The organism is Streptomyces phaeochromogenes, assembly GCF_001418655.1.
Classification (GTDB): Bacteria; Actinomycetota; Actinomycetes; order Streptomycetales; family Streptomycetaceae; genus Streptomyces; species Streptomyces phaeochromogenes.
On sequence record NZ_LIQZ01000087.1, the window covers coordinates 102,581 to 115,337 of the forward strand.

Sequence of the window (12,757 nt, forward strand, 5' to 3'; positions counted from 1 at the left end):
ATGAGCAAGCCGCTGAAGCAGATCCACCTGGCCGCCCATTTCCCCGGCGTCAACAACACCACCGTCTGGAGCGACCCGGAGGCCGGCAGCCACATCGAGTTCAGCTCCTTCGCGCACTTCGCGCGGACCGCCGAACGCGCCAAGTTCGACTTCCTGTTCCTCGCCGAAGGGCTGCGGCTGCGCGAACAGGGCGGAAAGATCTACGACTTGGACGTCGTCGGCCGACCCGACACCTTCACCGTCCTCACCGCGCTCGCCGCCGTCACCCAGCACCTCGGCCTGACCGGCACCATCAACTCCACCTTCAACGAGCCCTATGAAGTGGCCCGCCAGTTCGCCAGCCTCGACCACCTCTCGGACGGGCGCGCCGCCTGGAACGTCGTCACCTCCTGGGACGCCTTCACCGGCGAGAACTTCCGCCGCGGCGGCTTCCTCCCACAGGACGAGCGCTACTCCCGGGCCAAGGAGTTCCTGGCCACCGCGAACGAACTCTTCGATTCCTGGCAGGGCGACGAGATCGTCGCCGACCAGGACACCGGCACCTTCCTGCGCGACGCGAAGGCCGGCGCCTTCGTCCACCAGGGTCAACACTTCGACATCGAGGGGCAGTTCAACGTCCCGCGCTCCCCGCAGGGCCGCCCGGTGATCTTCCAGGCCGGCGACTCCGAGGAGGGCCGCGAGTTCGCCGCCGCCGGCGCCGACGCGATCTTCAGCCGCTACGCCACCCTCAAGGACGGCCAGGAGTTCTACACGGACGTCAAGGGACGCCTGGCCCGCTACGGCCGTACGCCCGACCAGCTGCTGATCCTGCCCGCCGCGACGTTCGTCCTCGGCGACACCGACGCCGAGGCGGAGGAACTGGCCCGCGAGGTGCGGCGCCAGCAGGTCAGCGGGGCGACCGCCATCAAGCACCTTGAGTTCGTCTGGAACCGCGACCTGTCCGCGTACGACCCCGAAGGGCCGCTGCCCGACATCGACCCCGACCTCGGCGAGCACACCATCGCGCGCGGCCGGGCCCAGGTCCGTATGTACCGCGACCCGCTGGCCACCGCCCGCGAGTGGCGGGAGCGGGCCTCCGCCAACAACTGGTCCATCCGCGACCTGGTCATCGAGACCGGCAACCGCCAGGCCTTCGTCGGCTCCCCGGCCACGATCGCGGCCACCATCGACGACTTCGTCCAGGCCGACGCCAGCGACGGTTTCATCCTCGTCCCGCACATCACCCCCGGCGGCCTCGACGCCTTCGCCGACACGGTGGTCCCGCTGCTCCAGGAGCGCGGTGTGTTCCGTACGGAGTACGAGGGCACGACCCTGCGCGACCACCTGGGCCTGGCCCATCCCGATGCCCGTACGAATGCCGATGCCGGTGGCGCCGACCTCGGTAAGCGGGGTGAGCGGGTGGCCTCGTGAACGTACGGGAGGTCACCCCGATCGGGTAAGCACGAGACCACGGCACGAGACCGCGGAGTGGGGGTCGAAACCGGTCATCTGGCTTGATGCGGATGCCGAAAGGGACCATTCTTGTACATATGGTGACATTGCCGCGCGACGGAGGACCGGCGGCCACGGCCGGTGACGCCATGGCGGTGGTCGACGCGAGCGGCGATGTCACGGGCTGGAGCGAGGGCGCGCGGCTGCTGACGGGGCACACGGCCGAGGACGTGACCGGGCGGCCGGCGTCGGAGCTGGTGGCGGGGGACCCCGCGGCGGCCCGGCGGGCTCTGCTGACACACGGCGACGCGGTCGTTGCCGTACGCCACAAGGACGGGCGGCGGCTGGAGCTGGCGCTGCGGATGTGCTCGCTGCAGGGCGGGAAGGAGCGGCGGCCGGGGTTCGTCGTCACCGCGACCCCGGACGCGGGCCAGGGAATCCCCGGCGAGCGGACCCTGGGCGAGCTGGCCTTCACGCAGGCGTCGATGTCCATGTCGATCTTCGACACCGGGCAGCACTACCTGCGGATGAACGACTTCGCGTGCCGGGTCATGGGGCAGCCCGAGACGGCGTTCCGGCACCGCTACTTCCCCGACACCGTGGAGAACGCCGAGCACAGCCGGGGTTTCCTGCGCCATCTGGAGATCGTCGCCGAGACCGGGCAGCCGGTCCACTACGAGAGCTGGACCCGCTCACCGTCGGGCCGTCGCATGCACGCCTGGAGCTTCGAGATGTGGCCGGTGCGGGACCGGGCCGGAGAGCTGCTCGGCACCGCGCTGGCCGGGTTCGACAGCAGTGAGCAGTACTGGGCGAGACAGCGGCTGGCCCTGCTGAACGAGGCCGCCGGGTCCATCGGCACCAAGCTCGACGTGATCCAGACCGCCCGTGAACTCGCCGAACTGGCCGTGCCCCGGCTCGCCGACTTCGCCAGCGTCGACCTGCTGGACTCGGTGCTCCAGGGCGAGGAACCCGTGAAGGGGCCGGTGGAGGGCGGTGTGGAGCTGCGCCGGGTCGCCCACCACTCCGGCACCCCCGGTGTGCCGGAGGCGGCCATCGACCTGGGTGCCGCCGACATCTACCCGGCTTTCTCCCCGCCCGCCCGCGCCCTTGCCACCGGCGAGCCGGTGCTCACCCGGAGCGGCGACAGCGGCCTCGACACCTGGTTCGCCCAGCACGGCGCCCGCTCCGCCAAGCTGCGCGAGAGCGAGGACCACGAGCTGTCGCTGATGGCCGTACCGCTGGTGGCACGCGGCACGACACTGGGCGTGGCCGTCTTCGTACGGATCCTCACGCCCGAGCATCCCGACGCCTTCGACCTGGACGACGTGTCGCTGGCCGAGGAACTGGCCAGCCGGGCGGCCGTCTGCGTCGACAACGCCCGCCGCTACACCCGGGAGCGCACCACCGCGCTCGCCCTGCAGCGCAGCCTGCTGCCCCAGGTGATGGCGGTGCAGGCGGCCGTCGAGTTCGCCTCCCGCTACCTTCCGGCGCTGTCGCAGGCGGGCGTGGGCGGCGACTGGTTCGACGTGATCCCGCTGTCCGGGACCAGGGTGGCGCTGGTCGTCGGGGACGTCGTCGGACACGGCCTCCACGCCTCCGTGACCATGGGCCGACTCCGTACGGCGGTCTGGACCCTCGCCGATGTCGACCTGCCGCCGGACGAGCTGCTCACACACCTGGACGACCTGGTCGGACACCTCGCGGCCGACGAGAGCGCGATGATCGGCGAGATCGGCGCCACCTGCCTGTACGCGGTGTACGACCCGGTGTCCCGCCGCTGCACCGTCGCCTCCGCAGGCCACCCGCCGCCCGTCGTGCTGCTCCCGGACGGGACGGTGAAAGTCGTCGAAGTCACCGCGGGACCGATGCTCGGCGTCGGCGGGCTCCCGTTCGAGGCCACCGAGCTGGACGTGCCCGAAGGCGCCGTACTCGCCCTCTACACGGACGGTCTCGTCGAGGCCCGCGATGTCGACGTGGACGTGGGCACCGCCGCCCTCTGCACCGCTCTGGCCGCCCCGGCCCGGAATCTGGAGGACGCCTGCGACAACGTCCTCAAGGCCCTGCTCCCGCAGCGCCCCGCCGACGACGTGGCGCTGCTCCTGGCCCGTACCCGCGCCCTGGACGCCGACCAGGTGGCCGTCTGGGACCTGGAGTCCGATCCGGCGCTGGTCGGCACGGCCCGGCAGTACGCCACCGAGCAGCTGACCCGCTGGGGGCTCGACGAGGCCGCCTTCGTCACCGAACTCGTCGTGAGCGAACTGGTCACCAACGCCATCCGCTACGGCGGCTCCCCGATCCAGCTCAGACTCATCCGCGACCGTACGCTCATCTGCGAGGTCTCCGACGCCAGCAGCACCTCGCCCCATCTGCGCCGGGCCCGCACCTTCGACGAGGGCGGCCGGGGCCTGCTGCTCGTGGCACAGCTCACCGACCGCTGGGGCACGCGTCCGAGCGGCACCGGAAAGACGATCTGGGCGGAACAGGCGCTGCCGGTCCAGTGAGCACCGGTCCATTTGAGTACGGGGGCAGTGAGCCCCGGGCCAGTCAGCCCCGGGCCGGACTCAAGAACCGGCCGGCCTCAAGAACCAGGTCCTACTCAAGAACCAGGCCCTACCGAAGAATTCGGGCGGCTCGGCTCAGTCGAGGCCCACGTAGTCGCGCAGGGCCTGGGAGCGGGACGGGTGGCGCAGCTTCGACATCGTCTTGGACTCGATCTGGCGGATGCGCTCGCGGGTGACGCCGTAGACCTGGCCGATCTCCTCCAGGGTCTTCGCCTGCCCGTCCAGCAGCCCGTAGCGCAGAGTGATGATGCCTGCCTCGCGCGGGGTCATATGGGCGAGGATCTCCTGAATGGTGTCCTTGAGCAGGAGGAACGTCACCGCGTCGAAGGGGGAGATGCTCTCGCTGTCCTCGATGACGTCGCCCAGTTCGCTGCCGCCGTCCTCGCCGAGCGGCAGGTGCAGGGAGACGGGGTCCTTGGTGTAGCTGTCGAGCTCGATGACCTTGGAGACGGGCAGCTCCATCCGCTCCGCCACCTGCCCCACCGTGGGCTCGACGCCCAGTTCCTGAAGCATCTCCCGGCGGAGCCTGGCCATTCTGTTGATGACCTCCACCGCGTGGACCGGAATGCGGATCGTGCGGCTCTGGTCGGCCAGGGCCCGTGTCAGTGCCTGCCTGATCCACCAGGTGGCGTAGGTCGAGAACTTGAAACCCTTGACGTAGTCGAACTTTTCAACGGCCCGAATCAGACCTGTGTTGCCCTCCTGGATCAGGTCCAGAAAAGTGAGACCCCGTCTCGTATAACGCTTGGCGATGGAGACGACCAGGCGGAGGTTGGCCTCGATGAGGTGGGATTTCGCCCGGTGGCCATCCTCGACGAGGATTTCCAGCTCGTGCCGGAACGCCGGATCGAGATCGGGTTCTCCGTCGAGCCTGTGCTCGGCGAACAGGCCGGCCTCGATCCGCTTGGCGAGGTCGACCTCCTGTGCGGCGCTGAGGAGGCGGACCCGGCCGATCACCTTCAGGTAGTCCCGGACCGGATCGACGGAGGCACCGTCGGAGCCGAGCCGGGGCTCGGGAGCGTCGGCGTCGTAGTCCGGAGACACCAGAAGAGTCTCCTGCCCTTGTTCTGGGGTATCCGTCTCCATTGCGGTCAACATCTCTTCCCGTGCCTCAGTTCTTTGTGCAAACTCAACAATGTCGAGCAAGACCTTCGGTCTTCAGGAATCCTGAATTCTTGTCGTCCACGGTGCTGATTGCTCGGCGTGGGAAATCTTCATCAGGCTCGCCCCATTACGGTACACCCGCCGGAGCCCCGGTCGGCGGCCCCGCATTGCCTCGAAATGTGGGTGACATGAATCACGTCGTCCGCGCTGTTGATTTTCCCGACGGATTCTGAACGCCCAATATTCCGTGGCCCGCAGGGGCGGCGTGAGGTCATACTCCGACACCGATGAGCACACAGACTTCCGGGGAGATCCCCGAAAAGTTCGCCGCCGGGCACTTCCTGGACCGCTGGTCACTGACGCCGGACGGCCCGACGGCACGCGGTATGGCCTCCGTCGTCCTGCCGGTGACCCGCGCGGACGGCACGCCCGCGGTCCTGAAGTTCCAGGAACCGAGCGAGGACAACGCGGGCGCCACACTGGGACTGCGGGTGTGGAACGGCGAGGGCGCGGTGCGTCTGCTCGACCACGACCCGCACACCGGCACCATGCTGCTGGAGCGACTGGACGCGGCGCGGCCACTGTCGTCGCTGACCGACGACGACGCCGCACTGCGGATCCTCGCCGACCTGTTGGCGCGCCTGGTCGCGGTGCCCGCGCCGGACGGCCTGCGACGGCTCTCCGACATCGCCGCCGCCATGCTCGACCAGGTACCGCACGCGCTGCCTGCCCTCCGCGACCCCGCCGATCGGAGTCTGCTGCGCACCTGCGCGTCCGCCGTGGCCGAACTCGTCGGCGAGCCGGGCGACCGGCTGCTGCACTGGGACCTGCACTACGACAACGTCCTCGCCGGACAGCGGGAACCCTGGCTCGCCATCGATCCCGAATCCCTCGCCGGAGACCCGGGGTTCGACCTGTGGCCCGCGTTGGACAGCAACTGGGACGCGGTGACGGCGACCGGCGACGAGGCCCGCGCGGTGCTCCGCCGCTTCGACGTGCTGACCGAGACGGTTGGCCTGGACCGGCAGCGGGCGGGTGGCTGGACGCTGGGGCGCATCCTGCAGAACACCCTGTGGGACATCGAGGACGGGAAGACGGCGATCGACGGCCCCCAACTGGTCATCGCCTCGGTGGCGTTGGGCCGCTGGGCCGGAAGGGGTAGGGGATGACTCCGGGACGTATGGCGCGTGCGGGCTGTACGTGGCCGGTCGCGCAGTTCCCGGCGCCCTTGGCTGGGCGCGCCCAAGTGCTCAGCGTGCCCAACGTGCCCAGCGAAAGTTTCGAATAGCACCGCTTTCACGATGGGAGCGTTGACCCCGTGGCAACCGGTTCCTACATTGAGCGCGCCTCAGCGAGGCGTCGCGGACTCCGTGTGAAGGGAACCTGGATGACCGTGGGCCACATCAGCAACCCGGTGCTGCCGGGATTCCACCCGGATCCGAGCATCCTGCGGGTCGGCGCGGAGTACTTCCTCGCCACCTCCACCTTCGAATGGTTCCCGGGCGTGCCCGTGCACCGCTCGACCGATCTCGTCCACTGGGAGCGGGCCGGCCACATCCTGGACCGGCCCGAGCTGCTCGACCTGCGCGGAGTCGCCGACTCGGCGGGTGTGTGGGCACCCTCGCTCTCGTACCACGAGGGCCGCTTCTGGCTCGTGTACAGCATCGTGCGGACCATCGGGCACCCGTACAAGGACGTCGACAACTACCTGATCACGGCCCCGTCGATCGACGGCCCGTGGTCCGATCCGGTGTTCCTCAACTCCTCCGGCTTCGACCCGTCGTTCTTCCACGACGAGGACGGCCGCAGCTGGCTGCTCAACATCCAGTGGGACCCGCGCGACGGCCGCCCGTCCTTCGCCGGGATCCTGCTCCAGGAGTACGACGTCGACAAGCGTGCCCTGATCGGCCGGCCGCGCACGATCCTCACCCACGAGGAGCTGATCGAGGGGCCCAACGTCTACCGGCGCGACGGCTGGTACTACCTGATGCTCGCCGAGGGCGGCACCGGCTGGAACCACGGCATCCTGATGGCCCGCTCGCGCGAGCTGACCGGACCGTACGAACTCGACCCGGACGGCTCGCTGTTGACGACCCGCGACACCCCGGAGTGGCCGCTGCAGAAGGCAGGTCACGGTGAGCTGGTCGAGACGCCGGAGGGGGAGTGGTACCTCGCCCACCTGGCCTCCAGACCCGTACGGACACCTGACGGGCCGCGCTGCGTCCTCGGCCGGGAGACCTGTCTGCAACGCGTGACCTGGACGGACGACGGCTGGCTGCGACTGGCGGACGGAGGGCGGCGGCCGAGTCCGGAGGTCCCGGCGCCCACGGGGGTGGAGCCGAGCCCGGTCGCCCAGCCTGCTGCCAGGGACGACTTCGACTCGCCGTCCCTGGAGGGGAGTTGGAGCACACTCCGCGTACCCGCCACCCCCGACTGGCTGACCCTCCGTGAACGTCCCGGGCATCTGCGGCTGCGTGGCAGGCAGAGCCCGCACTCGCGGTTCGACCAGAGCCTGGTCGCGCGGAGGCTCACCTCGGTGCGCTGCGAGGCGACGACGGTCGTCGACTTCCGCCCCTCGCACTTCAGCCAACTCGCGGGCCTCATCTGCTGGTACGACACGTCGACGCACTTCTATCTCCGCCTCACCCATGTCGAGGGCCGGGGTCGCGTCCTGGGCGTGGTCCTCACCGACGACGGCGCGTACAGAGAGCTTCCGGGCAGCGAACTCGCCACGGACGACTGGCCGTTGGTGCATCTGCGGGCCCGATTCGACGGCGCGGAACTCCGCTTCTTTGCATCGCCCGACGGCACGGACTGGCATGCCGTGGGCCCCGTCATGGACGCGAGCAAGCTCTCCGACGACTACGGCGACCGGCTGCGGTTCACCGGCGCCTTCGTCGGCATCTGCGCGCAGGACCTGGGCGGGACCCGCACCCCGGCGGACTTCGACTGGTTCGAGATGCGGGAGCTCGACGGCCGGGAGTAGGAGATCCACCGACCTGCCGACCCCCTGCTCACCGGTTCCTTTCGAAAGTCGGCGAAGACCCTTGACGCCGTTTCCGGACGGGCAGAAGCTCTGCGCATCCACTCATGACAACCGGTTGTCAAAATCGCCACCGCACACAACCCGAAGCAGGAGATGACCAGTTGATGCGCTCACCCGCCGTCGCTCCCCTCGGCCGAGGCCCCTTCCTCACCCGCTCGGCGGTCGGCACCGCCGGAGCGGAGGACACAGCCGAGGGCGCAGCAGAGGACGGAGCGGAGGACGGGCCAGGGGCAGCCGACCGGCTCGTGGTGCATCCCGTCCCGACCGGGTTGCCGCTCAACACCAGCTTCTCCGTCAAGGCCCGCAAGCCCGGCGGCGGGTGGCGGACGGTGCCGGTTCTGCGCGCCCGGACGAGGACCGTCGACGAGACGACCGGCGCTGGCATCGTCAGGAACACCTCGGTCGCCAACCTGGACTTCACCGGCACGGTCGAGGTCGAGGTCACCGCCGCCAAGGGCGCCATCGGCTCCGTAAGAATCCGCCCCTTGTCGTACGCCGTCGAGCACGAGGTGAGTGGCGACACCGTCCGCTTCAGCCTCACCCGACCGCGCAACCTCTCCATCGAGATGGACGGCGACCTCTACGACAACCTCCACCTGCACGCCAACCCGATCGAGCGGCAGCGGCCCGACGCCGACGACCCGGACGTCCTCTACTTCGGCCCCGGTATCCACACCGTCGCGGGCAACGTGCTGCAGGTGCCCAGCGGGAGGACGGTCTACCTGGCCGGCGGCGCGGTGCTCAAGGCCCGGGTGGACTTCACCAACGTGGAGAACGCCCGGCTGATCGGCCGGGGCATCCTGTACGACGCGGACGGCGGCACCACGGTGGCGTTCTCCAGGAACATCGAGATAGACGGCATCCTCGTCCTCGACCCGAGGACCGGCTACTCCTGCGCCATCGGCCAGTCCCAGCAGGTCACCGTCCGCAACCTGCACTCGTACAGCTGTGGGCAGTGGGGCGACGGCATCGATGTGTTCAGCAGCGAGGATGTCCTGATCGAGGGCGTCTTCATGCGGAACAGCGACGACTGTGTCGCCGTCTACGCCCACCGCTGGGACTACTACGGGGACTGCCGCAACATCACCGTCCGCGATTCCACTCTGTGGGCCGATGTCGCGCACCCGGTGAACATCGGCACGCACGGCGATCCGGAGAAGCCCGAGGTCATCGAGAACATCGTGCTGAGCGACATCGACGTCCTCCAGCACCGCGAGCCGCAGGTGCTCTACCAGGGCTGCTTCGCCCTCAATCCCGGTGACGGCACCCTCATCCGGAACGTCCGTATCCAGGATGTCCGGGTCGAGGACTTCACCCGTGGCCAGCTGATCAACCTGCGGGTCATGGCCAACCGGTACAACGCCTCACCCGGCCGGGGCATCGAGGACGTGTACGTGCGGAATCTGACGTACGACGGCACGCACGCGGACACGGCGATCCTGGCCGGCTACGACGCCGACCGGCCCGTCAAGAACGTCACCTTCCAGAACCTGACGGTCAACGGCACGGTCGTCCACGACCGGATGGAGAAGCCGGGCTGGTTCCTGACCACCGACATGGTGCCGATGTTCGCCAACGAGCACGTGCGGAGCCTCCGCTTCCTCGACGAGTCGACGGCCGCCTCCACGGTGGCCCCGGAGATCACCGGCGCGGGCGAGGCGACGGCCACCACGAACCGCGCCTTCAACCACCTCGTCACCGCGACCGCCCTGCCGACGTCGTTCGACGCCGAGGGGCTGCCCGAGGGCCTGGTGATCGACAAGGACACGGGACTCGTCTCCGGGACCCCTGAGGCGCCCGGCACCAGCACGGTCACCGTCTCGGCCACGAACGCGGCGGGCACGGCGACCAAGTCCCTCAGGCTCACCGTCCGGAACGTGTGAGGGGGAGTCGCTCGTGTCGGGATCGGAAACGCCTTCTGTGCGAACCGAGCAGTACGGGCGGGCCGTACGTACTACTGCACGGTCTCCGCCACCAACCCGCAGGAGGCAAGCGGCAGCAGCTCGGGGTGGGTGGCGGCGACCGTCAGCCTCCCCGCTGTGCCGCGATCGTGCCGCGACCGACGTGCACCGGGACTGCCTCCGGCGCGGCCGTTTCCCCCGATGACGGCGTCGCCCGGACCCCCCTCGCCGAGGGAGAGATCCCCGGCTTCGGCGACGCCCCCACCTGAGCGGTCCCCCGCAGTGCGGGTGTGCTCCCGTGCTGCCTCCGGGCCACTGATCCTTCCCAGGGTTGGAGATGCACAGAATGAGCCGCACATCCCCCCACCAGCACCTCCCCAGCACGGAGTTGAGCCGCCGCGGTCTGCTGAGGACCGCCGGTGGCCTCACCGCCGCCCTCGCCGTCGGCGCCTCCGCCACGGCCCTCACCGGCAGTACCGCGGCGGCGGCCCCGGCCACCTTCACCCACCCGGGCATGCTGCACGCGTACGGCGAACTCAACCGGGCCAAGGTGCGCGTCGCCGCGGGGAACGAACCCTGGCTGTCCGGCTGGAACCGGCTGACCGCCAACTCGCACTCGGCCGCGACCTGGACGGCGCGTCCGCAGGCCACGATCATCCGCGGCGGCACCGGCGAGAACTACGGCATCCTCTACAACGACATCCACGCCGCCTACCAGAACGCCCTGCGCTGGAGGATCGCCGGCACCACGGCCCACGGCGACAAGGCCCGCGACATCCTCAACGCCTGGTCGGCCACGCTCACCACGGTCACCGGCAACGCCGACCGTTTCCTGGCCGCCGGGATCTACGGCTACCAGTTCGCCAACGTCGCCGAACTCATGCGCGGCTACAGCGGGTTCGACCTCGACCGGTTCAGGACGATGATGCTCAACGTCTTCTACCCGCTCAACAACCAGTTCCTCAACAACCACAACGACGCCTGCATCACCAACTACTGGGCCAACTGGGACCTGTGCAACATGAACTCGGTCCTCGCCATCGGCATCCTCTGCGACGACGCCGCCAAGTACGACCAGGCCGTGAACTACTTCAAGAACGGCGCGGGCAACGGCTCCATCACCCACGCCGTCCCGTTCGTGTACGACTCGCAGGGTCTCGCCCAGTGGCAGGAGAGCGGGCGCGACCAGGGCCACACCATGATGGGCATGGGCCAGATGGGCGCCTTCTGCGAGATGGCCTGGTCGCAGGGCGAGGACCTGTACGGCTACGGCGACAACCGGTTCATGAAGGCCGCCCAGTACGTCGCCAAGTACAACCTCGGACAGGACGTGCCCTTCACGACGTACACCTGGGGCACCGGGCAGAACTGTGCCCAGCAGTCGCACACTGTGATCTCCGCGGCGAGTCGGGGGCAGGCCAGGCCGGTCTGGGACCTCCTCCACTACCACTACGCCCGTCGGCGCGGGCTGTCCGTCCCCTACATCACCGCCATGGCCGAGAGCGTGCGGCCCGAGGGCGGCGGGGGTGACTACGGCGCCAACAGCGGGGGCTTCGACCAGCTCGGCTTCGGGACGCTGATGTACGCCAAGTAGCCGCTGCCGACTGGCACTTGAGAGTGACCGGCGGGTGCCGGCTGCCGGTCACTCACGTGTCTCCGACGGCGGCGCCACCGAAGCTCGTACGACCACGTGCGTGCCCAGGAGCAGGTGTTCGTCGGGGGCGTCCGGGGTGCGGGTCAGGGCCGTGCGGACCGCGAGCCGGCCCAGGTCCTCGTAGGGGACGTGGACGGTGGTCAGCGGCGGGTTGAGGTCCCGGGCGAAGGGGATGTCGTCGTAGCCGACCAGGGAGACGTCCTCCGGGACGGAGAGCCCTGCCTCGTGGAGGGCGGTCAGAGCGCCGGAGGCGACCATGTCGGTGGACGCCATGACCGCGGTGAAGTCGAGGCCCTGGGCGAGGGCCTGACGGATGAGGCGGTGGCCCGAGTCGCGGGTGAAGTCCCCGAAGAGGCGGAGAGTCGGGTCCGCGGTGACGCCGCGGGCCCGGTGGGCCGCCAGGTAGCCCTGCTCGCGGCCCTGGGCCGTGGTGTTGGACGGTTTGCCGCCCAGGAAGAGGACACGGCGGTGGCCCTGGGCGAGGAGATGGGCGCAGAGTGCGTACGCCCCGCTCTCGTTGTCGTACTCGATGACGGTCACCGGAGTGCCCGGGTCCAGGGGCGGACGGCCGCAGAGGACCAGGCGGGAGCCCGCGGAGGCCAGGGAGTCCGCGATACGGGCCATGCGTTCGCGGTACTCGGCGGTGTCCGCGGTGCCGCCGACCAGGATCACCGCGGCGGCACGCTGGGCGCGCATCATCTCGATGAACTCCAGCTGGCGTTCGGCGTCGCCGTCGGTGCTGCACACGAGGGACAGATGGCCGAGCCGGGTCGCCTCGCGCTCCACGCCGTGTGCCATGTGCGCGAAGGACGGGCCCGTGATGTCGTCCAGGACGAACGCGAGCGTGGGAGTGCCCGCCCCCGCGATGGCCTTGGCGCGGGCGTCCGCCACGTAGTCGAGGTCGCGGACCGCCCGCATCACGCGGGTACGGGTCGAGGTGCTGACCGGGTACTCGCCGCCGAGGACACGCGACACCGTGGACGCCGATACACCGGCTCGTGCCGCCACGTCCCGGATGGTGCGTCGGCCCCCGACGTCGCCGGTGGTCTTCCTGGTCATG

The 12,757-nt window shown here is 69.7% G+C and carries 7 protein-coding genes and 1 pseudogene; 6 read left to right on the forward strand and 2 right to left on the reverse strand.

Annotation, left to right across the window (positions count from 1 at the left end; genetic code table 11):
- On the forward strand, positions 1-1,410 hold the full coding sequence (locus AOK17_RS12955) for an NtaA/DmoA family FMN-dependent monooxygenase (protein ID WP_055612566.1): 1,410 nt from the start codon (positions 1-3) through the stop codon (positions 1,408-1,410).
- Between the two features lie 119 nt (positions 1,411-1,529).
- Positions 1,530-3,932 carry a SpoIIE family protein phosphatase gene (locus tag AOK17_RS12960; protein ID WP_055612567.1) on the forward strand — a complete coding sequence of 801 codons (2,403 nt, stop codon included), beginning with the start codon at positions 1,530-1,532 and terminating at the stop codon, positions 3,930-3,932.
- A 135-nt stretch (positions 3,933-4,067) separates the two neighbouring features.
- Here AOK17_RS12960 and AOK17_RS12965 read toward each other — a convergent pair.
- Positions 4,068-5,123 (reverse strand): annotated as a pseudogene (locus AOK17_RS12965) (RNA polymerase sigma factor); the annotation flags it as partial.
- Positions 5,124-5,383: 260 nt separating this feature from the next.
- Between AOK17_RS12965 and AOK17_RS12970 the strand changes: the two are divergent.
- The 4 genes from AOK17_RS12970 (at position 5,384) to AOK17_RS12985 (ending at position 11,637) form a co-directional block, all read left to right on the forward strand.
- Entirely contained in the window at positions 5,384-6,265 is an 882-nt protein-coding gene (locus AOK17_RS12970) for an aminoglycoside phosphotransferase family protein (RefSeq protein WP_055612569.1), read from the forward strand.
- A gap of 218 nt (positions 6,266-6,483) precedes the next feature.
- The gene (locus AOK17_RS12975; protein ID WP_055612570.1) at positions 6,484-8,082 is read left to right on the forward strand and encodes a glycoside hydrolase family 43 protein; all 1,599 of its coding nucleotides are present in this window, start codon (positions 6,484-6,486) and stop codon (positions 8,080-8,082) included.
- Between the two features lie 164 nt (positions 8,083-8,246).
- Positions 8,247-10,025, forward strand: coding sequence for an Ig domain-containing protein (locus tag AOK17_RS12980; RefSeq protein ID WP_063997207.1), 1,779 nt, complete (start codon positions 8,247-8,249; stop codon positions 10,023-10,025).
- A 364-nt stretch (positions 10,026-10,389) separates the two neighbouring features.
- Complete coding sequence (locus tag AOK17_RS12985) at positions 10,390-11,637, forward strand: alginate lyase family protein (protein ID WP_055612571.1); 1,248 nt, start codon at positions 10,390-10,392, stop codon at positions 11,635-11,637.
- 48 nt (positions 11,638-11,685) lie between these two features.
- On the opposite strand, the gene AOK17_RS12990 is transcribed toward AOK17_RS12985, so the two are convergent.
- Positions 11,686-12,756, reverse strand: coding sequence for a LacI family DNA-binding transcriptional regulator (locus tag AOK17_RS12990; RefSeq protein WP_055612572.1), 1,071 nt, complete (start codon positions 12,754-12,756; stop codon positions 11,686-11,688).
- Position 12,757 lies beyond the last annotated feature (1 nt).

What these genes read in the sequence shown, in the direction of transcription:
- AOK17_RS12955 (WP_055612566.1), top strand. Translation starts at nt 1, where the DNA reads ATGAGCAAGCCGCTGAAGCAGATCCACCTGGCCGCCCATTTCCCCGGC.
- AOK17_RS12960 (WP_055612567.1), top strand. Translation starts at nt 1,530, where the DNA reads ATGGTGACATTGCCGCGCGACGGAGGACCGGCGGCCACGGCCGGTGAC.
- AOK17_RS12970 (WP_055612569.1), top strand. Translation starts at nt 5,384, where the DNA reads ATGAGCACACAGACTTCCGGGGAGATCCCCGAAAAGTTCGCCGCCGGG.
- AOK17_RS12975 (WP_055612570.1), top strand. Translation starts at nt 6,484, where the DNA reads ATGACCGTGGGCCACATCAGCAACCCGGTGCTGCCGGGATTCCACCCG.
- AOK17_RS12980 (WP_063997207.1), top strand. Translation starts at nt 8,247, where the DNA reads ATGCGCTCACCCGCCGTCGCTCCCCTCGGCCGAGGCCCCTTCCTCACC.
- AOK17_RS12985 (WP_055612571.1), top strand. Translation starts at nt 10,390, where the DNA reads ATGAGCCGCACATCCCCCCACCAGCACCTCCCCAGCACGGAGTTGAGC.
- AOK17_RS12990 (WP_055612572.1), bottom strand. Translation starts at nt 12,756, where the DNA reads ATGACCAGGAAGACCACCGGCGACGTCGGGGGCCGACGCACCATCCGG.